The 22,875-nt window shown below is 63.7% G+C and carries 25 protein-coding genes; 17 read left to right on the top strand and 8 right to left on the bottom strand.

What is annotated here, in order from left to right; genetic code table 11:
- On the top strand, positions 1-432 hold a 432-nt coding region (locus AC13C7_RS00395; protein ID WP_482866242.1), incomplete at its 5' end, for a hypothetical protein.
- 78 nt (positions 433-510) lie between these two features.
- Here the strand turns inward: AC13C7_RS00395 and AC13C7_RS00390 are convergent.
- The 5 genes from AC13C7_RS00390 to ectA form a co-directional block, all read right to left on the bottom strand.
- Positions 511-1,707, bottom strand: coding sequence for a tyrosine-type recombinase/integrase (locus tag AC13C7_RS00390; protein ID WP_482866241.1), 1,197 nt, complete (start codon positions 1,705-1,707; stop codon positions 511-513).
- A 359-nt stretch (positions 1,708-2,066) separates the two neighbouring features.
- Positions 2,067-3,494, bottom strand: a complete 1,428-nt coding sequence (locus AC13C7_RS00385) for an aspartate kinase (protein ID WP_482866240.1) — start codon at positions 3,492-3,494, stop codon at positions 2,067-2,069.
- 1 nt (position 3,495) lies between these two features.
- A complete protein-coding gene (locus AC13C7_RS00380) occupies positions 3,496-3,891 on the bottom strand; it encodes an ectoine synthase (protein ID WP_482866239.1) in 396 nt (131 codons plus the stop codon).
- A 5-nt stretch (positions 3,892-3,896) separates the two neighbouring features.
- Positions 3,897-5,189, bottom strand: a complete 1,293-nt coding sequence (ectB, locus tag AC13C7_RS00375; protein WP_482866238.1) for a diaminobutyrate--2-oxoglutarate transaminase — start codon at positions 5,187-5,189, stop codon at positions 3,897-3,899.
- Between the two features lie 64 nt (positions 5,190-5,253).
- The gene (gene ectA, locus AC13C7_RS00370) at positions 5,254-5,787 is read right to left on the bottom strand and encodes a diaminobutyrate acetyltransferase (protein WP_482866237.1); all 534 of its coding nucleotides are present in this window, start codon (positions 5,785-5,787) and stop codon (positions 5,254-5,256) included.
- Between the two features lie 233 nt (positions 5,788-6,020).
- Between ectA and AC13C7_RS00365 the strand changes: the two genes are divergently transcribed.
- From AC13C7_RS00365 to AC13C7_RS00330, 8 genes are all read left to right on the top strand, one after another.
- Complete coding sequence (locus tag AC13C7_RS00365; protein ID WP_172317593.1) at positions 6,021-6,521, top strand: MarR family winged helix-turn-helix transcriptional regulator; 501 nt, start codon at positions 6,021-6,023, stop codon at positions 6,519-6,521.
- Positions 6,522-6,581: 60 nt separating this feature from the next.
- A complete protein-coding gene (locus AC13C7_RS00360) occupies positions 6,582-7,304 on the top strand; it encodes a leucine-rich repeat domain-containing protein (protein ID WP_482866236.1) in 723 nt (240 codons plus the stop codon).
- Positions 7,305-7,428: 124 nt separating this feature from the next.
- Positions 7,429-8,763, top strand: coding sequence for a trigger factor (gene tig, locus AC13C7_RS00355; protein ID WP_482866235.1), 1,335 nt, complete (start codon positions 7,429-7,431; stop codon positions 8,761-8,763).
- Positions 8,764-8,948: 185 nt separating this feature from the next.
- Positions 8,949-9,269: a type II toxin-antitoxin system MqsR family toxin gene (locus AC13C7_RS00350; protein WP_172317596.1), complete on the top strand. Its 321-nt coding sequence runs from the start codon at positions 8,949-8,951 to the stop codon at positions 9,267-9,269.
- Positions 9,266-9,739, top strand: coding sequence for a type II toxin-antitoxin system MqsA family antitoxin (locus tag AC13C7_RS00345; protein ID WP_172317597.1), 474 nt, complete (start codon positions 9,266-9,268; stop codon positions 9,737-9,739). The genes AC13C7_RS00350 and AC13C7_RS00345 overlap by 4 nt, the downstream gene beginning before the upstream one ends.
- 731 nt (positions 9,740-10,470) lie before the next feature.
- Positions 10,471-11,886 carry a cupredoxin domain-containing protein gene (locus AC13C7_RS00340; RefSeq protein ID WP_482866234.1) on the top strand — a complete coding sequence of 472 codons (1,416 nt, stop codon included), beginning with the start codon at positions 10,471-10,473 and terminating at the stop codon, positions 11,884-11,886.
- A 434-nt stretch (positions 11,887-12,320) separates the two neighbouring features.
- Positions 12,321-12,692, top strand: coding sequence for a hypothetical protein (locus tag AC13C7_RS00335; protein WP_482866233.1), 372 nt, complete (start codon positions 12,321-12,323; stop codon positions 12,690-12,692).
- 291 nt (positions 12,693-12,983) lie between these two features.
- The gene (locus AC13C7_RS00330) at positions 12,984-13,682 is read left to right on the top strand and encodes a hypothetical protein (protein WP_482866232.1); all 699 of its coding nucleotides are present in this window, start codon (positions 12,984-12,986) and stop codon (positions 13,680-13,682) included.
- Positions 13,683-13,814: 132 nt separating this feature from the next.
- Here the strand turns inward: AC13C7_RS00330 and rplI are convergent, their stop codons facing one another.
- Genes rplI through rpsF form a run of 3 tightly spaced genes read right to left on the bottom strand, consistent with a single transcriptional unit; the run spans position 13,815 to position 15,077 of the window.
- Positions 13,815-14,462 carry a 50S ribosomal protein L9 gene (gene rplI / locus AC13C7_RS00325; RefSeq protein WP_172317599.1) on the bottom strand — a complete coding sequence of 216 codons (648 nt, stop codon included), beginning with the start codon at positions 14,460-14,462 and terminating at the stop codon, positions 13,815-13,817.
- A 12-nt stretch (positions 14,463-14,474) separates the two neighbouring features.
- The gene (gene rpsR, locus AC13C7_RS00320; protein ID WP_172317600.1) at positions 14,475-14,702 is read right to left on the bottom strand and encodes a 30S ribosomal protein S18; all 228 of its coding nucleotides are present in this window, start codon (positions 14,700-14,702) and stop codon (positions 14,475-14,477) included.
- Positions 14,703-14,723: 21 nt separating this feature from the next.
- Positions 14,724-15,077 carry a 30S ribosomal protein S6 gene (rpsF, locus tag AC13C7_RS00315; protein ID WP_172317601.1) on the bottom strand — a complete coding sequence of 118 codons (354 nt, stop codon included), beginning with the start codon at positions 15,075-15,077 and terminating at the stop codon, positions 14,724-14,726.
- A 268-nt stretch (positions 15,078-15,345) separates the two neighbouring features.
- Between rpsF and AC13C7_RS00310 the strand changes: the two genes are divergently transcribed.
- From AC13C7_RS00310 to mltG, 8 genes are all read left to right on the top strand, one after another.
- Positions 15,346-16,311, top strand: a complete 966-nt coding sequence (locus AC13C7_RS00310; protein WP_482866231.1) for a hypothetical protein — start codon at positions 15,346-15,348, stop codon at positions 16,309-16,311.
- Positions 16,312-16,530: 219 nt separating this feature from the next.
- Entirely contained in the window at positions 16,531-16,920 is a 390-nt protein-coding gene (locus tag AC13C7_RS00305; protein WP_172317603.1) for a hypothetical protein, read from the top strand.
- Between the two features lie 93 nt (positions 16,921-17,013).
- Complete coding sequence (fabD, locus tag AC13C7_RS00300) at positions 17,014-17,955, top strand: ACP S-malonyltransferase (protein ID WP_482866230.1); 942 nt, start codon at positions 17,014-17,016, stop codon at positions 17,953-17,955.
- Between the two features lie 42 nt (positions 17,956-17,997).
- Positions 17,998-18,735: a 3-oxoacyl-[acyl-carrier-protein] reductase gene (gene fabG, locus AC13C7_RS00295; protein ID WP_482866229.1), complete on the top strand. Its 738-nt coding sequence runs from the start codon at positions 17,998-18,000 to the stop codon at positions 18,733-18,735.
- Positions 18,735-19,691 carry an alpha/beta hydrolase gene (locus tag AC13C7_RS00290; protein WP_482866228.1) on the top strand — a complete coding sequence of 319 codons (957 nt, stop codon included), beginning with the start codon at positions 18,735-18,737 and terminating at the stop codon, positions 19,689-19,691. The genes fabG and AC13C7_RS00290 overlap by 1 nt, the downstream gene beginning before the upstream one ends.
- Positions 19,692-19,841: 150 nt before the next feature.
- On the top strand, positions 19,842-20,075 hold the full coding sequence (locus AC13C7_RS00285) for an acyl carrier protein (RefSeq protein WP_172317607.1): 234 nt from the start codon (positions 19,842-19,844) through the stop codon (positions 20,073-20,075).
- Positions 20,076-20,257: 182 nt separating this feature from the next.
- Positions 20,258-21,520, top strand: coding sequence for a beta-ketoacyl-ACP synthase II (fabF, locus tag AC13C7_RS00280; protein WP_172317608.1), 1,263 nt, complete (start codon positions 20,258-20,260; stop codon positions 21,518-21,520).
- Positions 21,520-22,686, top strand: coding sequence for an endolytic transglycosylase MltG (mltG, locus tag AC13C7_RS00275; protein ID WP_482866227.1), 1,167 nt, complete (start codon positions 21,520-21,522; stop codon positions 22,684-22,686). The genes fabF and mltG overlap by 1 nt, the downstream gene beginning before the upstream one ends.
- Positions 22,687-22,875 lie beyond the last annotated feature (189 nt).

The raw sequence follows: 22,875 nt of genomic DNA, 5'->3' as shown, positions 1-22,875 counted from the left end.
GGAGTCCGTCCAAAATCGACCAAACCGCCGCTCAGGCGGCACAAACGGCGCGAAAATCGCTGGCAACGGCGTCTGTCCGGCGCCAAACTGCCTTCAAGCCGAAGCCTCGGCGCAGCCGAAGGCGTTGATCAGACGTTCCTTCATATTCTAGATACCGTCGATGATGTGTTTTCAAATGGCAAGCTAGCTAGCTACCCGTGCTCAGGCAACTGCAGTTTTTTTGAAATTTTTGTTCCGTTGTCGATGAGTAGATGGGGCAGTCGACATGACTTTGCTTACCCTACCTCGTCTGACGGCGAACCCACTGTGCTTGTTTGGAATTTGGGAGTCATCTATGTCTCGAAAGCCCTAGAAAGATGTACGAAGATCAACAGGCTACGAACGGAGGAAGTGAGTCTAGAGTCTTCTGACCGCATAGAGCCGTCCGGCTAAAACGGAGGATATGCCGCTGAGTCAGTGCAAGCGGCGGCGGTAGGCCACGGCAGCGGCAAGGCGCTGACGCGCTCTCTTCTAAGTATTCCTACCCATCGACATGGATGCTTGTGCGCGGAGCGTCTTCACCATTTCGTCGTCTTCCGGTAGCTGTTCATCCTCCTCCAAAACTGCAGACCACTTGTCTAAGTATTTGGACGCGGTCTGCGGTTCAAGGTGGGCGTAGACTGCCTGCGTTACGGTGGTTGAGCTATGCCCCAGTAGCTTGGAGACGACTTCAAGGGGGACGTCCTTGTTTAGCAAAGACGTACCGATTGTTTTTCGGAGCGTGTGAGCACCCAGCGGCTTCGGGCGGAGAGATTCCCAGACGTGCCTTTGGTGGCTCTTCGCGCAAGGCCGCGTCTTGTCTGTCACCATGGGGAAGACATACTTTTCGGACCAGCGGGGCAGGGACCGCAGGTGGTCGACTTGCAGAGGCCCTAAGGGAAAGACCTTGTCGCGCTTGGACTTATAGCGCCCCGCCGGGATCGTCCATGTCCCGGCACTTAGGTCCAGATCGGACCACTGCATTTCCCGCGCTTCCTTTCCCCGGCAAGGATAGATCATCAGGAAGCGTAGTAATGCGACGCCGATAGGGAACCTGTCCTTGTTCGCGCTGAGAGTGTCAGCAAACTCCTTGACGTCCACGCGGGTGAAAACGTCTAGTCGCCGGTTCGGCGTAGATTTCTCGATTCCTTCGACAGGATTTCCGACCATGAAGCCATTCACGCGGGCCACATAGCAGAGCTTGGAAATATACGCCAACCACCGGTTCACGGTTGCGGCGGAGTTATCAGCGCGTTTCCGGTCATACCAATTCTGGATGGAGCGCGGTGTCAGCCGCGAAAGCTTGGTATTGCCCATCTCCGGTGCGATGTGCTTGGCGAAGCTGCGCCGAAATTCGGCAGCGTGGTCTTCGCTGACCTTCGACGAATACGCAGAGTCCCAAATGGTGTAAACGTCTGCCAATGTATCCGCGTTCGTCTGTCCGTCCTGCGATACCAGTTTACGGACACGGTCGCGGGCTTCGTCAATGCTTATGGTACCAACGGGGGCAACAGTGACCTGCTTACGTTTTCCGTCCTTGCGGGACGTCCACCGGGCCACGAAACGCTTCGATGCGCTGGACAAGCGGACGAGCAGTTCCGGAACTTCTGTGTCTGTGACCCACTGGCCATCGCGGTCGATGTCTAGGCGCTCAAGGACTGCTTTCGTAAGTTTGACACGGTGTGCCAAAGTATTTCTCCCAATCTGGCTTTTATCTGTTGCCGGTGTGCTGCTACAATTCTGCTACTTCGACGTGTTACAAGTGATGGGTAAGGCCAGATTGAGTGTGTTACAACTGAAAACAGAATTCTTCTGTTAAAATGTTGAATTTCAACGGATTGCTGGCTGACGCTCTTTTCTTGAAAAAGTCACAACTTGCCGGATTTTGACGTGTAACGCCAGATTTAGGTTCTGGCGCCTTTGGCGTGGGGGTTCGAGTCCCTTCACCCGCACCAATATCTGTCTCACGGCGCGCGGTCGACCGAGCGCATGCGATACGGGGACGTGGGCAGGCGGCGAAGGGCAGCCCCCGCCGCCCGAGGCAGAGATCACGCAGCGCGCGAGAGCTGCGGTGCGGTTGCCTCTTCGATCAGCGTCGAATGCAGCGTCTTGATCACCGCTTCCAGCGCGTCGCGCTCGATCAGGAACTGCACGTCCACGTTGCGCGGGCCCTGGCTGGCCCCGATCGCCTCGAAGCCTGCGTCCGCGATCGCCCGCAACCCCCGCGACAGGATCGACAGCCCGCGCAGGTCGCGCCCGATCACCGAGACGACGGCCTGCCGCCGGGTGGCGATCTCGGCGGCCGGGAAGAGCTTGGAGATGTCCCGCTCCACCCGCCGCATCGTCTTGAGCGAGGCATCGAGGTAATGCGTGATCGTGTTGGCGTTCGAGACCTTCGACACGATGCGCACATTATGGCGCTTGAGGATCTCCAGGATGCCGACATCATAGCCCTTCACGCCGACCATGTCCTGTTCGAACACTTCCAGCGTGACGATCTCCAGCCCGGTGACGATCTCGGCGGCAGAACCGTCGGCGGCCTGGTCGTCGATCAGCGTGCCGGGATCGCCCGGTTCGAACGCGTTGGTGACGCGCAGGGGCACACCCGCCTGACGCAGGGTCTTGGCGGCATTGGGGTGGATCGCCTCCATCCCCATATTCGACAGCTGATCGGCCACGTCGTAATTGGTCCGGCCCAGTTTGCGCACGGCATCGACACCCACCAGCTTGGGATCGGCCGAGGAGAGGTGAAACTCCTTGTGGATGATCGCCTCGCGCGCGCCCGTCAGCGCGGCGAGGTGGCTGAAGGTGATCTCGGAATAGCCGCGGTCGAACTCGCGCATCAGGCCCTCGACGCATTGCGCATAGCCGGTCACGATGGGCATTTCCGTTGCGGGGTCGATCCCCGTTAAGGCGTCGGTGATGCGCGCCTCCAGGCTCACGTCGCCCTCGTCGCGCCAGCCGGTCAGATCGACCAGCCGCGCCTCGACGCCGTGGCGTTGCAGCATCAAGGTGGTGACAAAGGCGGAATGTGCTTCGCCCAGGCCCGAAAGCAATTCGCGGATATGGCCCATATGCTCGGGCAGCCGGAAATGCCCGTAGGAGCACAGCCGTTGCAGGTCGATCAGGCAGTTGCGCGCGCCCAGGATGCGGTCCTCGACGAACATGTCGGCCTGCTGGATGTCGCCGCCATGGGTCAGGATCTCACGATGCGCGGATTTCATCGCCTCCGCGACACCGTCCAGCGCGTCCTGCCATTCATGGTTGCTATCGGCATTGGCAAAGAGCGCGTAGACCCCCAATTCGCCTGATTTCTTGTGTTCCAGCAGCAGGTTGGTGATCCCTGCGAAGGCCGAGACCACGAAGATGCGGTTGTAGATGTCGGACGGCTCACGATCCCCGATAAACAGGGTCTCGCGCAACTCCGACAGGCGCGACATCGAGGTGCCGCCGATCTTCTCGACCGTATGGCTCATCTCAGGCCTCCTCGGGCACGGCATAGGAGCCGTCTTCGCGATGCACCTCGGTGCCAGTCACGGGCGGGTTGAAGCAGCAGGCCATCACCAGCTCCTCCTCGGCGCGCAGCGTGTGGCGGTCGTGCTTGTCCAGCGCATACATCACGCCCGGCACGATCTCATGCGTCTCGCCGGTGGCCAGATCGGTGATCGAGCCCTTGCCCCTCATGCAATAGACGCTCTCGAAATGGTTCTTGTATTCGAACGTGTGTTCCGAGGCTTCGTTGAGGAAGGTGATGTGGAAGGAAAAGCCCATCTTGTCGTCGGCCAGAAGCATCCGGATGCTGGTCCAGTCGGCATCCGACACCACGCGGTCGCGTTCGTTTTCGATGATCTTGTTGAAATCCCTGACAATCATGTTGCTTACTCCGCTGCGATGGTGGTCCGCGCCGCCAGCACCTTGTCGGCGGCGTCGAGAAGGATGTTGAAGCCCTTGGCGAAGGTCTCTTTCGGGGTGGTCAGCGGGGCCAGCACCTTGACGACCTGGCCGTCGCTGCCCGAGGTCTCGATGATCAGGCCCTGTTCATAGGCACGCGCGCAGATATCCCCGGCCAGCTCGCCCGAGCCGACATCGACGCCGCGCATCAGCCCACGGCCCTTGAGGCGCGCGCCAGGCACCATGTTGGCCAGGTCCGACAGCGCGTCCTCGATCAATTGCGCCTTCTCGCTCAGCTCTTTCTGGAACCGGTCATCGGCCCAGAATTTCTCGATCGCGACGCGGGCGGTGACGAAGGCGTGGGTGTTGCCCCGGAAGGTGCCGTTATGCTCGGCGGGGCCGAACACGTCATGGTCCGGGCGCACCAGCACCATCGCCATCGGCAGGCCGAAGCCCGAGACGGATTTCGCCATGGTCACGATATCGGGGGTCACGCCCATCTCCTCGAACGAGAAGAACGTGCCGCAGCGACCGCAGCCCGCCTGGATGTCGTCGATGATCAGGAGCGCGCCGTGTTTCTTCGCAATCCCGGCGATGCGGTTGACCCAAGCGGCACGTGCCGCGTTCAGTCCGCCTTCGCCCTGCACGGTTTCCAGCAGGATCGCGGCGGGCGCGTCGATGCCGCCTGAGGCATCGCCGAGCATGGTCTCAAGCTGTGCGGCCGTGTCGGTGCCGTCGCCGAAGAAGCCGTCGAAGGGCATCCGCGTGACGCCCTCCAGCGGCATCGCGGCCCCGCCCCGGTGATAGCCGTTGCCGGTCGCGGCCAGCGCGCCCATGGTCACGCCGTGAAAGCCGTTGGTGAAGGCGATGATATTGGTGCGGCCCGTCACCTTGCGCGCGATCTTCATCGCGGCCTCGACGGCATTGGCGCCGGTCGGGCCGGTGAACATCACCCGGTGATCCATGCCGCGCGGGGCCAGGATGTGCTGCTCGAACGCCTCCAGGAAGGCGGATTTGGCATCGGTGTGCAGGTCCAGCCCGTGGGCGATCCCGTCATTTGAGATATGCTCGATCAGGGCGGCCTTCATGTCGGGGTCGTTATGGCCGTAATTCAGCGAGGAGCAGCCGGCGAGGAAGTCGATCCAGGTGCGGCCTGTCTCATCCGTCACTTCGGATCCTTTCGCGGTGGCGAAGCTCGCGGGCATCCCCCGGCAATAGGAGCGGGCGGCGCTTTCGCGGCGGTCATAGATCGAAACGTCGGTCATCATGTCCTTGGGCATTGTCATGTCCTTTCAAGGATTAAGTCAGAATTGGGAGGGTGAAGTGCGCGCAGGAGGGCCTGGATCAGGCCGCGCGCTTGAGGTCGCCTTCACGCGGCAGCGTGATCGACACCATGTGTTCGGTGTCGTGGCGGCCCTCGAAATGAATGTCGCGCTTGAAATGGGGCGTATCGCTGAGCTCGCCGCCAATGGCGCGCGCAAAGCCCCGAAACAGCCCCCAGGAGGCGGCGTTGTCCTTGGTGATCGTTGTCTTGAGATGGGTCGCCCCGTCGCAAACATCCCGCCGCGTCAGGTCGAGCAGCATGGACTTGCCCAGACCCAGGCCACGGGCCTTGGGGCTGACGGCGACCTGCCAGACAAAGAGTTCGTCCTGATCGGGGATCATGTGGCCGGAAATCCAGCCGACGATCTCGCCATCCAGTTCGGCGACCACGCAGGTATCCGCGAAATGGTCGGCCTGGACCAGGTTGCAGTACATCGAGTTCTCATCCAGCGGCTTGCAGTCGCGCACAAGCTCCCAGATCGCGGCCCCGTCCTCCGATTCAGGTTTGCGCAGGAGGGGCTTGCGGGCTCGGCTGATGTCACTGGTCTCTGGCATGTGTCTTTGCATCCTTATTGCTTCGGAAGGCTAAGTAATGCGATGTGAGCCATAGATCAACCTTAAAGGCGGGATAACAACATATTTGCTCATTTTTGCCTATAATGTGGTTTTTCGGGCAAATGTTGATCGATCCGGATATTTTCTTGCAGCGCCCCGGTGCTTCGTAAGGCGAAGGGGTGCGATGCGATCAAGGATTGCGGGGTCAAGGGGCCTGTGCCAAGGTTTTTTTCATGACCAGGGATGCCAACACCCGCATGGACGAAACCCTTGTCGCGCTCAGGCGGATCCTGCGCGCGACCGAGCTTTATGCGCGCGACCTGGCCAATGCGGTCGGTCTGACCCCGGCGCAATTGCGGGTGCTTCAGATCGTCGATGCGCGTGACAGCGCCACGCCCAAGGCGCTGGCCACGCAGATGGGCGTCAGCCAGGCCACGGTCTCGGCGCTGGTCGACAAGCTGGTGGCACAGGGGTTGGTGGAGCGGGTGCCCTCGGAACAGGACCGGCGGCAGGTCAACGTGACGGTCACGCGCGACGGGCATGACCGCCTGGGCGCGGCGCCCGACGCGTTGCAGCAGCGCTATGCGCGGAAATTCCTCGACCTCGCGGATTGGGAACAGGCGCAGCTTGTCGCCTCGCTGGAGCGTGTGGCCGACATGCTGGACGCGCGCGGCTTCGATGCGGCCCCGGTGCTGATGACGGGCGAGTTGCGGACCGAGCGCAAGGCCGATTGAACGCAAGCCGCCTGCCGCGCGACCAACCTGAAAGCCATATCTCTTCAGGACATCCCGCACATGACCCATCGCCTTGCCACCTTTCCCGCGCTCGGGCTTGCCGCCGCGCTGCTCATGGCCTGCCAGGCCACCGGCAACACCGCCACACGCGCCAGTCAGCAGCTTGGGGCCGACCGGCTCGCGGCGTGCGAGGCCGGGGCCTGCGACCGGCTCAACCTCGACGGGGCCAGCCTGCGCGACTATTCGGTGCTTGCGGAGATGGATCACATCACCGCCCTGATGATCAGCTACACGGATTTCTCGGATCTCGGGCAGATCGCTCCGATGCGGCAGTTGCGCGAATTGCATATCGGCAGCAGCGCGGTCACTGATCTTTCCGGCCTCGCCGCATTCCCCGACCTGACGGTGCTGCACGCACAATGGCTGCCCGCGCGCGACCATGGCGCCATTGGCGGGCTGACCGGCCTGCGCGAGCTGGCCGTGGGCGGCGGCAACCTGACCGATCTCGGATTTATCGCCGATCTGCCGCGGCTGGAGCGTCTGAACCTGACCCTGCCGGGAGAGGGCCTGACGCTGGAGGCGCTGCGCGGCCATCCGGCCCTGCGCACGGTTCATCTGGATAATACCGGCCTGACCGATCTGAGCGTGTTCGAGACCCTGCCGCGCCTGCGCGAGCTGTCCTTGACCGAGTTCGACACCCCCGCCTTGCAGGCGCTGATCGCCCGCCTGCGCGCGCGGGGGATCACGGTCACGCTGGACGAGCCGGTGATGGTTGTCTGCTAGGCGCGGCCCGCCTATCCGCCAAATCCCCCGAATGACCCTTGCACGCCTGGGCGCACACGCATAGAAGACCGCGAAATTGACGTTCGCGGGGCAGGGGCCCCGCCCATGAGCTATAGGGATTGCAATGCAGGTTTCCGAGACAACCAACGACGGCCTCAAGCGCGGCTACGAGATCACCATCACCGGCGACGAGCTGGCCGCCAAGGTCGATGAGAAACTGGCCGAGGCGCAGCCCGAGATCGAGATGAAGGGCTTTCGCAAGGGCAAGGTGCCGATGGCGCTGCTCAAGAAACAGTTCGGCCCGCGCCTCATCGGCGAGGCGATGCAGGAAAGCGTCGATGGCGCGATGCAGAGCCACCTTGAGGAAACCGGCGACCGCCCGGCGATGCAGCCCGAGGTCAAGATGGTCAACGAGGATTGGAAAGAGGGCGACGATGTCGTCGTCTCGATGACCTATGAAAAGCTGCCCGAGATCCCCGAGGTCGATTTCAAGGCGATCTCGCTGGAGAAGATGGTCGTGACCCCGGCCGAGGCCGACGTGCAGGAAGCGCTGGACGGTCTGGCCGAGTCGGCACAGAATTTCGAGACCAAGGACGGCGCGGCGGAAGAGGGCGACCAGGTCGTGATCGACTTCCTCGGCAAGGTCGATGGCGAGGCGTTCGAAGGGGGTGCGGCCGAGGATTACCCCCTCACGCTGGGCTCGAACAGCTTCATCCCCGGCTTCGAGGAGCAGTTGATCGGCAGCAAGGCGGGTGACGAGAAGAACGTCGAGATCACTTTCCCCGAGGAATACGGCGCCGAGCACCTGGCCGGCAAAGCCGCCGTGTTCGAGTGCAAGATCAAGGACGTGAAGGCCCCCGCCAAGGCGGAGCTGAACGACGATCTGGCCAAGCAGTTCGGCGCCGAAAGCCTGGACGCCCTGCGCGGCCAGATCGAGGAACGCCTGAAATCCGAATATGCCGGGACCGCCCGCGCCGTGATGAAGCGCAACCTGCTGGACAAGCTGGACGAGGCCGTCAGCTTCGACCTGCCGCCGAGCCTGGTCGAGGCCGAAGCAGGCCAGATCGCGCATCAGCTGTGGCACGAGGAAAACCCCGATGTCGAGGGCCATGACCACCCCGAGGTCGAGCCCACCGACGAGCACAGGAAACTGGCCGAACGCCGCGTGCGCCTTGGTCTTCTGCTGGCCGAGCTTGGCCAGAAGAACGACGTGCAGGTGAGCGACGCCGAGATGACCCAGGCGATCATGAACCAGGCGCGGCAATATCCGGGCCAGGAGCGCCAGTTCTTCGAGTTCATCCAGCAAAACCAGGCCGCACAGCAGCAGTTGCGCGCGCCGCTCTTCGAGGACAAGGTCGTCGATTACGTCTTCGAGATGGCCGAGATCACCGACAAGGAGGTCTCGAAGGAAGACCTGCAAAAGGCGATCGAGGCGCTGGACGACGACGAAACGGCCTGATCTGCGAGGTCAGCGACGGAAGAACAGGGGCCGCGCCGTTGGGTGCGGCCCCCATTTGTTTCTTGAAGACGCTCCGGCGTCCAGGGCTCGCTTTTCCGAAGAGTTCAGTCTTTTCTGACAGCGACCGTCGCAATACTGTGCGACGTGGGGGGAAGTGACTTGAAAAGTGACCTTGAAGGTGTATATTGACTGTCAAACGCAAGCGGCATCATGATCTCGACGCCATCCAGTCGAAATTCAGGAATGTGGACAGCCTCGAAATTACGCGAACCGCGGTGAAGACGGCAAACGCGCTCGGCTACGGGCTTGAGGACATCGTGGAGGCGGTCGGAGATTTGGAAGAAGGGGATTTCGTGAGTTCACGGCCCGCGCATAGCCCCCCGATTCCCGGCGTCTGGCACGATACATACAACATGTGGTGGGATGAGCGTCATCTCTACATCAAGTTCGCGGGCGAGACGATTATCGATATCACACTGGTGTCGTTCAAGGAGAAGGGCGAATGACTGAAACCCGTATTCATCCGGTCACCGGCAAGCGTCTCACGCGTCAGGTCCGGACACAGGTTGTCGCCTTCGGCTCACTGAGTGCAAGCGCGGATGTGCCTGGGTGGTATCCGGAGGATGACAGCGACTCGATTCACTCGGGGTCGGACCTTTCGGAGCGTGACGAAGTGTTTGCGAAGCTTCGCAAAGCATATGGCGAACACGTCCGGGAAATCCGCAAGTCATTGCGGTTGACGCAGGTCGAAGCGGGCAATCTGGTCGGTGGCGGGCCCCGTGCCTTTCAGAAATACGAAAAGGGTGTCATGCCCCCGAGCGATGCGGCGGTCGGGCTTCTGGAGATTCTCTGGAACGACCCTGCCAAGATCGAGCTCCTGAAGGGGCTCAGAAAGAGCCGGTCGGAAGTGCCAGAGGGGGGACAGGGATCGCTGCCGATGCGCAAGGCGAGCCGCCGAGGCGATGCGACAGCATAGGGGGGGCGCGATGTCGCGGTCTCCAATCCGAACCGCATCCGCTCTGAGGCCGCGCCGTTGGGTGCGGCCCTTTTTCATGCCGATTTACAGCTAGACGCGCAAAATTTTTGTCCGCCCCCAGACGATTTTTCTAGGCCCATACGGGGTAAGGTGGTTATCCTTGCGGCACGAAACCGGAACCGTCAGATATTTGAGCCAGAATTTTTGAACCTTTTGCGCCAGTTACGACACCTATAGCCAAGTGGGGCGTCACGCCCCTCGACGATATGGACCGGACCCCGGGTGGACGGGGCCCCCGCGTTCCGGGTGTCGGACCAAATGAACAAGAGGGCCGCGAGCGGCCCCGCGACTGGACTGCAAGAACAGGGAAGGATTGGACATGCGAACCGCTTGCCCCTGCGCCGTGCCCTTTCACCGAAAGCCGGTGAAATCCCGCGCCTGCGCCTCATTCCGACCCCATTGTCATGACAGCCAACACTCCGCGCGCCATGGGGGGCTTCGAATGCTGCCCCTGTGGCTTCACGCTTGAAACATTCTTTCGCTGACGCAATGATGCGGGAAAGGAATTGAAATCGGAAACGGCAGGGCGGTTCGTCAACGGATCGGTCTGCTCCACGGCCCCGGGAGAGTGAGGCGGGGCCGCGTCGGTCGAGAAACGGATCATGTGAGGCCGGCATCCTGGGACAACATCACCACATGATCTCAACCAAATCTCTTGGAGGAAATAACCCGTGAGATATTTAGCCATAGCCCTTTTTGGCCTTTTCGCAACCACCGGCGCGGCGCTTGCCTGCCCGGATTACAGCCAGACCGGTGCGACCTATAATTACACCGGCGATCAGCTTTACAGCCCGCAATCCTTCAGCGTTGTGGCCGGTGGCCAGAACCAGCTGCGCAACTGCAACATGAACTATCCGGGCTATGCCACCTCGGCCCCGGATTTCTCGTTCTACCTGAGCGGGATGGACCCGTATTACCTGGTCGCGGATGTCGTCAGCTCCTGCGATTCCCTGCTGCTGGTGAACACGGCCAACGCCACCTGGCTGTTCGACGATGACAGCAGCGAGGGGTTGCAGCCCCGGCTTGAAGTGCGCGGCGCGCAGAACCTCAATGGCCGCGTCGATGTCTGGGTCGGAACCTATAACGGCTCCTATTGCGATGCGACGCTGAACATGGAGACCTGGTATGCCCAGGCCCCGGCCCCGACGCCCACACCGGCGCCGACCCCGGCCCCGGTGCCGACGCCGACACCCGCCGCCGCGTGCCCGAGCTTTGCCGCGCCCGCGCCGCAATACTACTCGATCAACGGTCAGCAGCTCTACACACCGCAGAGCTACCAGGTGACCGCCGTGGGCGGCGCCTCGCTGCGCAGCTGCAACCTGCAATATCCCGGCTATGCCAGCCAGGTTCCGCAATATTCCTTCCAGATGAGCGGGATGGACCCCTATTACCTGGTCGCGGATGTGCAGGCCTCCTGCGATACGCTTCTCTTGGTAAACACGGCGAACGGCACCTGGCTGTTTGACGATGACAGCGCCGGCAGCCTGCAACCGCAGTTGGAGGTGCGCGGCGCGCAGAACCTCAATGGCCGGGTCGATATCTGGGTCGGCACCTATGGCAACACGTCCTGTCAGGGCACGCTGAACATGGAAAGCTTCTATGCGCAGGCCCCGGCACCGACGCCGACGCCGACGCCTACGCCGACCCCGATGCCCACGCCCACGCCGACCCCGGCGGGCGGGTGCCCGTCCTGGCAGGTGCCGGGCCAGACCTACAACCTGACCGGGCAGCAGCTCTACAGCCCGCAGCGCTATCAGGTCACGGCCAGCGGGTCCGCCAACCTGCGTGACTGCCCGATGGAGGGCCGCGGCTATGTCAACCAGCAGCCGCAATATTCCTTCATCCTGTCGGGCATGGAGGAGTATGGACGGCTCGAGATCGAGGTCGAGAGCCAGTGCGATCCGACCCTCCTGGTCAACACGCCGAACACGACCTGGCATTTCGACGATGATGGCGGCGGCAGCCTGCAGCCGGAGCTCAACATCACCTCGGGCCCGAACCTGAACGGCCGCCTGGATGTCTGGGTCGGGACCTATAACGGCAACTCCTGCCAGGCCACGCTGGAACTGGAGACCTGGTACAACTGATACCGGCGATCGCTGGAAACATGGGAAAGGGCCGCTCCGACCGGGGCGGCCCTTTTTCCGTTTCGGGCGCGGCGGGGCAAAAAATTCTGGACGTGGCGTCAAGCCTCGATAATACTCTTTGCCAAGGCCGGTGACGTGAACGTCAGCGTCAGCTTCCGGTCGGTCGCTTGTCGATAGCGTGAGGGGGCGGAATGCCTTGGGATCATTGAAGAATCCTCCTTTGAACCCCGTCCCCCGATGCCACGACATACAAAAAGTAACGGGTCGATCACTTTTCGTGTAGACAGGACACTAATCGGGGGCTAATGTCCCCTTGCATGATAATAATGGAGTTTACAATGCGCACCCTAATTGCTTCCTTCTTCGTTCTTTTGTCCCTTTCAGCCGCGGCAGTGGCCTGTCCCCAGATCCAGCAAGGTCGGGCGTCCTATTCCGTGACCGGTCAGGATCTCTACAGCCCCAACCGCTATTCCGTCACGGCCGGCGGCAACCAGAACCTGCGCAACTGCGGCTGGAACAACACCGGCTATGTCATTTCGCAGCCTGATTTCTCGTTCTATACATCCGGCATGAGCGGATATGGCCGCCTCGAGATCGAAGTGACCCAGGCCGCCTGTGACACGATCTTGCTGGTGAACTCGGCCAACGCGTCCTGGTTCTATGACGATGACAGCGCCGGCTACCCGAACCCGCGCATCAACCTCTATGGCACCGCCAATACCCAGGGCCGTATCGACGTCTGGGTCGGCACATATGGCACCTCGAACTGCTCGGCGACGCTTGAGATGGAAACCTGGAACAACTGAGACCGGATCCCATGATCGCAAGGAAGGCCGTCCCGTATCGGGGCGGCCTTTCTTCTTTGGGGCAGGGGAGATGGATACGTGTTGCATATACACGAACATGAGTCTACCCTCTGCCTTGCGGCCCGATTCCCTGACCGGACTGCAAATGACCCGCAAGCCAGCCCGTCCCCCTGAAGGCCGGACCGACCTTGCCAAACCCAACCGGGCCCGATCTGTCCCCAATTGCTTTTCCCTACGTTCCGGCCCATCCTTAACCCCAATGTTTTTAAGCCCCTACCTGGAGTCACTGCAATGAAATCGATTCTCCTCTCCTCCGCCTTCGTCCTGGCGACAAGCGCCGCCGGCTTTGCCTGCCCAACCTGGGAGCAACCCGGTGAAACCTACAGCTTCACCGGCGCGCAGCTGGTCGGCGGGCAGCAAGCGCCCGTGGTCGCGGGCGGTCAATTCTCGGTCGCGGATTGCGGTCTGCCGGGCGTCGGTGCCGCCGCGGCCACGCCGGACTTTTCCCTGATCCTCAGCCAAATGGACGATTATGACCTGGAACTGTCGGTCGAGTCCGCCTGCGACGCGACGCTGCTGGTCAACACCGTCACCACGACCTGGCTGTTTGACGATGACAGCAATGGCAATCTCGACCCGCGCCTGACCGTGTCGGGGGCCGAGAACCTGAATGGCCGCGTGGATATCTGGGTCGGCTCCTATGATGGCAGCTTTTGCGAGGCGAACCTGACGGCGCAAGCGATCCCGGTCGGCGGGGCGGCCCCGGCACCGGGCGGCGGCTTTGCACCTGCTCCGGGTTCGGATACGGATACGCCTGCTCCGGCCCCCGCACCGGCCCCCGCGCCTGCACCGGCCCCTGCGCCTGCACCGGCCCCCGCACCGGCACCCGCGCCCGCACCTGCTCCGGCACCCGCACCGGCTCCGGCGCCTGCACCCGCTCCGGCGCCTGCCCCCGCTCCGGCTCCGGCCCCTGGCGGTGACAACAAGTAACGACCTGCCGGCCACCATCGCGGCCCGCCCCTTGCACAAAGGGGCGGGCCGTTTCTCGTCAGCCCGTGACACGAAAAAACCGCGCCCCGAAAGGCGCGGTTTTCCTGTCCCTCATCACTGAGGTCGATCGGATCAGGCTTGTTCTTCGGTCTCGTCACCCGAGCCGTCTTCCGATGTGTCCGTGTCGATATCCGCCGCTTCGGCCAAGTCCTCGTCATCCGAGGCAGCCGCGCCGATATCGTCGAACAGCTCCGCGATCTCGAAATCGGCCGCGGCCTCTTCCTCGGCCGCGAGATCCTGGATCGACTTGCCGGACGCCTGCAGCTCGGCCTCTTCCGGCGAGCGGGCGACGTTCAGCTCGATATCGACCTCGACCTCGGGGTGGAGGACGACATGCACGACATGCACGCCCAGATACTTGATCGGGCGCGACAGCGCGACCTGCTTCTTGTCGAGCGTGAAACCCTCGGCGGTGGCGGCATCGGCGGCGTCACGGGTGGTGACCGAGCCATAGAGCGCGCCCGCATCCGAGGCCGAGCGGATCACGACGAACTGCTGGCCCGCCAGCTTTTCGCCCATCTTTTCGGCTTCAGCCTTCGTCTCCAGGTTTTGCGCCTCAAGCTGCGCTTTCTGGTTCTCGAAGGTCTTCAGGTTGGTTTCATTGGCGCGCAGGGCTTTCTTCTGCGGCAGCAGGAAATTGCGGGCATAGCCCTCCTTGACGGAGACGACTTCGCCCATCTGGCCCAGTTTGGCCACGCGTTCCAGAAGGATAACGTCCATGGGTCAGGTTCCTTATTTTACGGCGTAGGGCAGCAGGGCCAGGAACCGCGCGCGTTTGATCGCACGGGCCAGGGCGCGCTGGTTCTTTGCCCCAACGGCGGTGATACGGGAGGGCACGATCTTGCCACGCTCGGAGATGTAGCGTTGCAGCAGGCGGGTGTCCTTGTAGTCGATCTTCGGCGCGTTCTCGCCCTCGAACGGGTCGGTCTTGCGGCGGCGGAAAAACGGTTTTGCGGCCATCTTGTCTGTTCCTTCCCTGGCTTAGCGGCGTTCGCGGCGGTCGCCACGTTCTTCGCGCTTCTGCATCTGGACCGAGGGGCCCTCGGCGTGGTCGTCGACCTTGATGGTCAGCACGCGCATGACGTCGTCATGCAGGCGCATCAGGCGCTCCATCTCCTGCACGGCGGTCGCGGGTGCGTCGGTGCGGATGAAGGCGTAATGGCCCTTGCGGTTCTTGTTGATCTTGTAGGCCATCGTCTTGACGCCCCAGTATTCGGTATCGACGACCTTGCCGCCATTATCCGAAAGGACGGTGCCGAAATGTTCGATCAGGCCTTCGGCTTGCGTGTTGGACAGATCCTGACGCGCAATCATCACATGCTCGTAGAGAGGCATGAGTTCTCCAGTCTTTTTTACAGGGCGCGTTTCAAAGGCCGGGGCTGATCCTCCGCCCCCCGACCACGAGAGACCGCGCCGGTGCATGGGCAACGGCGGAGGAAGTCCGCGTTATAGCCATCTGGGCGCGGGGATCAAGCAGGTTTTGCGGCGCGCGGCGAATGCCCATGAAGGATCACGCGGCAGTCACGATTTCTGCGCAATTCGAGGCGAATTTTCATCAACCGAATCCAGATGATCCAGATTGGGACGAACAATCGTGTTGAACATGTCGCTTGCATCCTTCCTGTCCTGCGAAAGCGGGGCCGTCACCGCCGATTACGTGGTTTTCACCTCGGCGATCGCGTTCTCTACCGTCGCGGCGATGGACGCGAATTTTGACGCGATGCAGCGTCAGTCGGACTATATCGTCGGCGAATTGAACGGCAGCCGCATCATCTCGAGCGACTTCGAGGGGTATCGGTCGATGGCGAATTGGCAGGCGACCGGATTCGTCGAGCCCTCGGGGGAGTCGGACGGGGCCGATGCGGCCGGGGGGGGCGACACCGAGGAGGGCCCGCCGCCCGGCACCAGCAATTGCTGGCCGATCTGCGACGAACTGGCCGAGGCCGCCGGTGGCGGCAATGGCGGTTCCGGTGGTGGCGATGGCTACGGGATGGGCAACGGCAACGGGAATGGCAACGGGAACGGGAATGGCAATGGCGGCGGCCAGGGCAATAACGGCTTCGGCAATGGCGACCAGGACGCGCCGGGCAATTCCGGGCCCCACAACAATGCCGAGAATGCCGGGGGCAACCAGGACGGCACGTCGGGCGCAGGGTCGGGCGGAAACTCCGGCGGGCAGGGAAACGGGGCTGGTAGCGGGAGCGGATCAGAGACATCTCCCGGCAACGGCAACGGCAACGGCAACGGCAACGGCAACGGCAACGGCAACGGCAACGGCAACGGCAACGGCAACGGCAACGGCAACGGGAATGGCAACGGGAATGGCAACGGCAACAGTGGCGGTGGCAGCCAGGGCAATAACGGCTTTGGCAATGGCGACCAGGACGCGCCGGGCAATTCCGAGTTCAACAACAATGCCGAGAACGCGGGCGGCAACCAGGACGGCACCGGCACGCAGGGCGGGAACGCCAGTGGCAACGGCAACGGGAATGGGAACGGCAACGGAAACGGCAACGGGAATGGCAACGGGAATGGCAACGGGAACGGGAATGGCCGTGGCCCGAACTGATCGCCTCTCGACGCCCGCCCCGGCGATTCGCGCCCCGCGCCTGACACAACCTGCGGCTGCTGGAATCGGGCCGATCCCGGTCCGCTCCATCCCGATCGGATGCAGGTAGTCGACAATTTGGCCAAAAAAGTTGATGTAGCGTCACTTGTCGCGCCTTTGCGGTCCTGTGCCCGCATCCTGAAAGGTGTTACCCTCGATCCCGCAACAGGAGGTCGAGGGATGGTGGCAATAGCGCCGCTGGATTGGATGGGTTTGCGCGACCTGGCGTGGGGTCTGGCCCTGCCCGGAACGGTCGAGACCGACCGGCCGCAAGGCCCCTGCCTGACCGCGCATGGGCAACTCTGGACCTGGTGGGACCGGCAGACCGACGCCCCCGGCTTTCGTATCCTGCCCGTCGAGCGCCCGTTCCTGATCGCCGCCGAACCCGAGGTGTTCTTTGTCACACCCGAGATCGAGACCCGCCACCAGATGTTCGCGCGGCCCGACCGGGTCAGCCTGGGATGGGTGCAGGGCCACCTGCTGCTGAGCTGGCGGGCGCTGGCGCCGCGCTCCTTCGTGGAGATGTTTCCGGGCGAAGGCCCCCCGGTGCCGAGCTATTCGCGATTCTAGGATGCGGGGCGATTTGCGAAACGCATTGCCTTGCGGGGGCCCCGTAAGCCAAGATAGCGTCAGCAAAACAACAAATTCGGGTGCAGCACGACCATGACCAGAGCATTTCTTTTCCCCGGGCAGGGCGCCCAGACCATCGGCATGGGCCAGGCGCTGGCGCAGGATTATGCCGCCGCGCAGGCCGTCTTCGACGAGGTCGACGAGGCCCTGGGAGAGAAACTGTCGGACCTGATCTGGACCGGCAGCCAGGACGATCTGACGCTGACCAGGAACGCGCAGCCGGCGCTGATGGCGACGTCGATGGCGGCGATGGCGGCGCTGAAATCGGAAGGGGTCACGATCGAGGCGGCAGCCTATGTGGCGGGCCATTCGCTTGGCGAATACTCGGCGCTCTGCGCGGCGGGGGCGTTGAGCCTGGGGGATACCGCGCGGCTCCTGCGCACGCGGGGCCAAGCGATGCAGGAGGCGGTTCCGGTCGGCAAGGGCGCGATGGCGGCGCTGTTGGGTCTGGACCTTGCAACCGCGCAGAAAGTGGCGAAAGCCGCCGCGCAGGGCCAGATCTGCACGGCGGCCAATGACAATGACCCGGCGCAGGTCGTGGTTTCGGGCCACCGCGAGGCGGTCGAACGCGCGGTGGAGCTGGCCAAGGCGGAAGGGGCGAAACGCGCGATCCTGCTGCCGGTCTCGGCCCCGTTCCACTGCGCCTTGATGGACCCCGCCGCCGAGGTCATGGCCGATGCGTTGAGCCATGTCGATATCGAGCGCCCCGCCGTGCCGGTCGTGGGCAATATCACGGCGCATGCCGAAAGCTCGCCCATGCTGTTGCGCAACCACCTTGTCGACCAGGTGACGGGATCGGTGCGCTGGCGCGAATCCGTGCTGTGGATGGTGGCGCATGGCGTGACCGAGACCTGGGAGATCGGGGCCGGCAAGGCGCTGACGGGCATGGTTCGGCGGATCGACAAGTCGCTGGCCACCCGCACGGTCGGCACGCCGGACGAGGTCCGCGCGGCGGCGGAAACGCTGAACGGCTGAGACCCCGACAATTGTACATACAAGATGAAGAAGAGGGCAGAGATGGTTGATTTGACGGGAAAATGCGCGTTGGTGACCGGCGCGTCGGGCGGCATCGGGGCCGAGATCGCGCGCGCGCTGCATGGCGCGGGGGCCACCGTGGGCCTGTCGGGCACGCGGGTCGAGCCGCTGGAGGCGCTGGCGGGCGAGTTGGGCGCGCGCGCCCATGTTCTGCCCTGCAACCTGAGCGATGCCGAAGCCGTCCAGGCGCTGCCGAAACAGGCCGCCGAGGCGATGGGCGCGGTTGACATCCTGGTCAACAACGCAGGGATAACCCGCGACAACCTGTTCATGCGGATGTCGGATGAGGAATGGACCTCTGTGCTGGAGGTCAACCTGACCTCGACCATGCGGCTTTGTCGCGGTGTCCTGCGAGGCATGATGAAGGCGCGGTGGGGGCGGATCGTCAATATCAGCTCGGTCGTGGGCGCCACGGGCAATCCCGGTCAGGGCAACTATGCCGCGTCCAAGGCGGGCATGATCGGCATGTCGAAATCGCTGGCCTACGAGGTCGCCTCGCGCGGGATCACGGTGAACGCGGTGGCCCCCGGCTTTATCGAAACGGCGATGACCGACAAGCTGACCGACGATCAGAAGGACAAGATCCTGACCCAGATCCCGGCGGGCCGCATGGGGAGACCCTCGGAGGTCGCGGCGGCCGTGCTCTACCTGGCGGCCCCCGAGGCGGGCTATGTCACCGGCACAACGCTGCACGTCAATGGCGGCATGGCGATGATCTGATGGTCTCGCTGCGTCAGCGCCTGAGCAACGGGGTTGCGCGGGCGGTGCAGAAACCCCTGCTGGCCCTGCCGCTGCCCTTCTGGTTGTCGCGGATGACGTTCGAGCTGAACGCGTTTCTCCTCTACAAGAGGCCGCGTGACCTGGTCGAGGACGACGCGGCGCTTGGCGGTGTTCCGGGGGTCTGGCTGACGCGCGCGGGGCAGGAGGAGGGGGGTGTGCTGCTCTTCTTGCATGGCGGCGGGTTCGTCATGGGATCGCCGCGCAGCTATCGCCACCTGGTGGCGCATCTGGCGGCGGAAACCGGGCTGAGGGGCTATCTGCCGGATTACGCCCTGGCCCCCGAACACCCCTTTCCCGCCGCGCCCGATGACGTGCTGGCGGTCTATCGCGCGCTGCTGGAGGCGGGGCACGATCCGGGCCGCATCGCGGTGGCGGGCGACAGTGCGGGGGGCTGCCTGGCGGCGGTTCTTCTGCAAGATATTGCGCGCGAAGGGCTGCCCATGCCCGCTGTTGCGGCGCTGATCTCACCGGCCACGGATCTGCGCGGGACGGCCCCGTCGCTGGAGGAAAACCGCAGGCGGGATCACCTGCTGCCCGCGTCCTGGGTGCGCCGCGCGGTGGCGGCCTATCTGGACGGGCGCGACGGATCGGACCCGCGCCTGTCGCCGCTTCTGGGTGCGTTTTCGGGCCTGCCGCCGATGCTCGTGCAGGTTTGCGAGGGCGAGATGCTGCGCGACGATGGCGTACGGCTGGCCGGGGCGGTCAGGGAGGCGGGCGGCACGGCGGACCTGCGTGTCTGGACGGATGTGCCGCATGTCTGGCACCTGATGCGCGGGCGCGTGCCCGAGGCCGATCGGGGGCTGGCGGAACTGGCGGAATTCGTCCGTGACAACATGGCGGGCACGGGGCAGGATCAGCCAATTGCCCCGTTGCCTTCGCAACGAGATGTGCTATAGGCGGCGCAGATTTTGCCGGGGGACGCTCTTGCGTCAGTCGGTAGAGGGGCTTTTATAATAGTCCACGACCACCGCCGGCATCGGCACATTGAAAAACGAAGGCGACCTCGGGATCGGGGACTTTCGCAAAACTGGATGAGGATCGTAAAGATGAGCGATATCGCAGACCGCGTGAAGAAAATCGTTGTCGAGCACCTGAGTGTCGAAGAAGAGAAAGTGACCGAGAACGCCTCGTTCATCGACGATCTGGGCGCGGACAGCCTGGACACTGTCGAGCTGGTCATGGCCTTCGAGGAGGAGTTCGGCATCGAGATTCCCGATGACGCCGCCGAGACCATCCAGACCTTCGGCGATGCCGTGAAGTTCATCAAGGAAGCCTCCTGAGGCGTTCCACGATCTTTGACAGATCCATTGCGGCACCCCCCCGGCGGGTGCCGTTTTGCATTTGCACGCGCGCGGATACGGGCGAATTCCCGCGCGCAGGCCGAGCCCAAGGGATTGCCCCCAAGGGCCGCTTGGCGCTATCAGGGTGGGACGAAAAGCTGCGAAGCGAAGGGGCGGAATAGATGCGTCGAGTTGTTGTCACGGGCCTGGGGATGGTGTCCCCGTTGGCCTGCGGAGTTGATGAAACCTGGAGCCGCCTGCTGGAGGGCCAGTCCGGGGCCGGGCCGATCACCAAGTTTGATGCGTCGCATCTGGCCACGACCTATGCCTGCGAAGTGCCACTCGGCGATGGCTCGGGCGGCACGTTCAACCCCGACGACTGGATGGCCCCCAAGGACCGGCGCAAGGTCGACGATTTCATCCTTTACGGCATGGCGGCGGCGGAACAGGCCGTCACCGATGCCGGGTGGACACCCGAGGATGAGGCGGACCGGCTGCGCACGGGCGTGATGATCGGCTCAGGCATCGGCGGGTTGTCCTCGATTGCAGACACGGCCGTGCTGCTGAAGGAAAAGGGACCGCGGCGGGTGTCGCCCTTCTTTATCCCCGGGTCGCTGATCAACCTCATCTCGGGGCAGGTCTCGATCCGATACGGCTTCAAGGGGCCGAACCATGCGGTTGTGACGGCCTGCTCGACCGGCGCGCATGCCATCGGCGATGCGGCGCGGCTGATCCAGTGGGGCGATGCCGAGGTGATGATCGCGGGCGGGGCCGAGGCCGCGATCTGCGAGATCGGGATTGCCGGGTTCAACGCCTGCAAGGCCCTGTCGACCAAGCGGCCCGACGATCCGCAGAAGGCCAGCCGGCCCTATGACGCGGATCGCGACGGCTTCGTCATGGGCGAGGGCGCGGGCGTCGTTGTGCTGGAGGAATACGAGCACGCCAAGGCGCGCGGCGCGAAGATCTACGCCGAGGTTCTGGGCTACGGCCTGTCGGGCGATGCCTATCACATCACCGCGCCGTCGGAGGATGGCGATGGCGGGTTCCGGTCGATGCAGGCCGCGCTGGAGCGGGCGGGCGTGGACCCCAAGGATATCGACTATATCAACGCGCATGGCACCTCGACCATGGCCGACACGATCGAGTTGGGCGCGGTGGAGCGGCTGATGGGCGACGCGGCCTCGGGCGCGACCATGTCCTCGACCAAATCCTCGATCGGGCACCTTCTGGGGGCCGCGGGCGCGGTGGAGGCGATCTTCTGCATCCTGGCCATCCGGGACCAGGTCGCGCCGCCGACGATCAACCTGGACAACCCGGCGGTCGAGCCGGTTCTGGACCTGGCCCCGAACGCCAAGCGCGCGCGCAAGATCGACGTGGCGCTGTCGAACAGTTTCGGCTTTGGCGGCACCAATGCCAGCCTGGTCCTGGGCAAGGTAAGCGACTGATGTGGAAGCACATTGCGGCCAATGCGTTCAGCCTGCTGATCGTGGCGCTGATCGCCTTTGCGGGGGCCATCGCCTGGGGGCAGCGGCAATTCGTTGAACCCGGACCGGCGGCGGAAGCCGCCTATTTCGAGGTCGCGCGCGGCGCGTCCCTGGCCGAGGTCGGCGACAACCTGGCGGCGGCGGGTATCATTTCCAGCCCCGTCATCTTCCGGCTCGGTGCGCGCTACACGGAGCGCGCGGATGAGCTGCGTTTCGGCAATTACGAGATCCCCGCCGGGGCCTCGATGCAGGAGGTGCTGGAGATTATCACCTCGGGCGGGCAATCGACCTTCCGCTATACCGCGACCTATGTGATCCGTGGCCAGGGCAATGGCGAGATGCGGCTGCGCGAGCGGCTGCCGGGAGGGGGCGAGCAGATCGACCTGGCGGTGTTCGGCTCGGATGAGCCGGTGCCCGAGGATTACACGGCGCTGGTCGAGGGCGGCACACCCATCGTCTACCGCGTCGTGGTGCCCGAGGGGATGACCGTCTGGCAGATCGTGAACGGGATGCGCGGCGCGGAGTTCCTGGTCGATGACGTCGAAGACCTGCCGCAGGAGGGCACGCTGGCCCCGGACACCTATGAGGTGGCGCGCGGCACCGCGATCTCGGAGATCCTGGCCGACATGATCGAGGCGCAGACCGATATCCTGGTCGCGGCCTGGGCCGGACGTGACGAGAACCTGCCGCTGGAAAACGCGCGGGAGGCGCTGATCCTGGCCTCGATCATCGAGAAGGAGACGGGCGTGAGCTCGGAGCGGGACCAGGTCGCGGGCGTCTTCGTGAACCGGCTGGAGCAGGGGATCCGGCTGCAGACCGACCCCACGATCATCTATGGCGAGAGCGAGGGGCAGGGGTTCCTCGGGCGTGGCATCCGGGCCAGTGAACTGGCCAATGCCGACAACCCGTGGAACACCTACCTGATCGACGGGCTGCCGCCGACGCCGATTGCCAATCCGGGCCGCGCGGCGATCGAGGCGGCGGTCAATCCGGCGGAGACGGAGTATATCTATTTCGTCGCCGACGGCACGGGCGGGCATGCCTTTGCCGTGACGCTGGAGGAGCATAACCGCAATGTCGCTGCCTGGCGGGTGATCGAGGCGGAGCGGGCGGCGCAGGAAAACTAGGGGTTTCGGTGCCGTTGGCACCGACCCTGGTGGGGGGCCAGCCCCCCACACCCCCCGGGCAAGTGTGTTGTTCAGGTTGGCTGGTATGGCCTGTTTTCGCGGATCATGGCATTTAGAATGATGAGCAGTTTGCGCGTGACAGCGATGATGGCCTGTTTTGGAGCTTTGCCGTTTGCTCTGAGCCGGTCT

This window comes from Alterinioella sp. B-7 (assembly GCF_056857775.1).
This window is presented reverse-complemented; position numbering and strand designations above follow the sequence as displayed.

Excerpts from the sequence above, each read along its gene's own strand:
- AC13C7_RS00385 (WP_482866240.1), bottom strand. The coding sequence starts at position 3,494 with ATGAGCCATACGGTCGAGAAGATCGGCGGCACCTCGATGTCGCGCCTG.
- AC13C7_RS00380 (WP_482866239.1), bottom strand. The coding sequence starts at position 3,891 with ATGATTGTCAGGGATTTCAACAAGATCATCGAAAACGAACGCGACCGC.
- ectB (WP_482866238.1), bottom strand. The coding sequence starts at position 5,189 with ATGCCCAAGGACATGATGACCGACGTTTCGATCTATGACCGCCGCGAA.
- ectA (WP_482866237.1), bottom strand. The coding sequence starts at position 5,787 with ATGCCAGAGACCAGTGACATCAGCCGAGCCCGCAAGCCCCTCCTGCGC.
- AC13C7_RS00365 (WP_172317593.1), top strand. The coding sequence starts at position 6,021 with ATGACCAGGGATGCCAACACCCGCATGGACGAAACCCTTGTCGCGCTC.
- AC13C7_RS00360 (WP_482866236.1), top strand. The coding sequence starts at position 6,582 with ATGACCCATCGCCTTGCCACCTTTCCCGCGCTCGGGCTTGCCGCCGCG.
- tig (WP_482866235.1), top strand. The coding sequence starts at position 7,429 with ATGCAGGTTTCCGAGACAACCAACGACGGCCTCAAGCGCGGCTACGAG.
- AC13C7_RS00345 (WP_172317597.1), top strand. The coding sequence starts at position 9,266 with ATGACTGAAACCCGTATTCATCCGGTCACCGGCAAGCGTCTCACGCGT.
- AC13C7_RS00330 (WP_482866232.1), top strand. The coding sequence starts at position 12,984 with ATGAAATCGATTCTCCTCTCCTCCGCCTTCGTCCTGGCGACAAGCGCC.
- rplI (WP_172317599.1), bottom strand. The coding sequence starts at position 14,462 with ATGGACGTTATCCTTCTGGAACGCGTGGCCAAACTGGGCCAGATGGGC.
- rpsR (WP_172317600.1), bottom strand. The coding sequence starts at position 14,702 with ATGGCCGCAAAACCGTTTTTCCGCCGCCGCAAGACCGACCCGTTCGAG.
- rpsF (WP_172317601.1), bottom strand. The coding sequence starts at position 15,077 with ATGCCTCTCTACGAGCATGTGATGATTGCGCGTCAGGATCTGTCCAAC.
- AC13C7_RS00310 (WP_482866231.1), top strand. The coding sequence starts at position 15,346 with ATGTCGCTTGCATCCTTCCTGTCCTGCGAAAGCGGGGCCGTCACCGCC.
- AC13C7_RS00305 (WP_172317603.1), top strand. The coding sequence starts at position 16,531 with ATGGTGGCAATAGCGCCGCTGGATTGGATGGGTTTGCGCGACCTGGCG.
- fabD (WP_482866230.1), top strand. The coding sequence starts at position 17,014 with ATGACCAGAGCATTTCTTTTCCCCGGGCAGGGCGCCCAGACCATCGGC.
- fabG (WP_482866229.1), top strand. The coding sequence starts at position 17,998 with ATGGTTGATTTGACGGGAAAATGCGCGTTGGTGACCGGCGCGTCGGGC.
- AC13C7_RS00290 (WP_482866228.1), top strand. The coding sequence starts at position 18,735 with ATGGTCTCGCTGCGTCAGCGCCTGAGCAACGGGGTTGCGCGGGCGGTG.
- AC13C7_RS00285 (WP_172317607.1), top strand. The coding sequence starts at position 19,842 with ATGAGCGATATCGCAGACCGCGTGAAGAAAATCGTTGTCGAGCACCTG.
- fabF (WP_172317608.1), top strand. The coding sequence starts at position 20,258 with ATGCGTCGAGTTGTTGTCACGGGCCTGGGGATGGTGTCCCCGTTGGCC.
- mltG (WP_482866227.1), top strand. The coding sequence starts at position 21,520 with ATGTGGAAGCACATTGCGGCCAATGCGTTCAGCCTGCTGATCGTGGCG.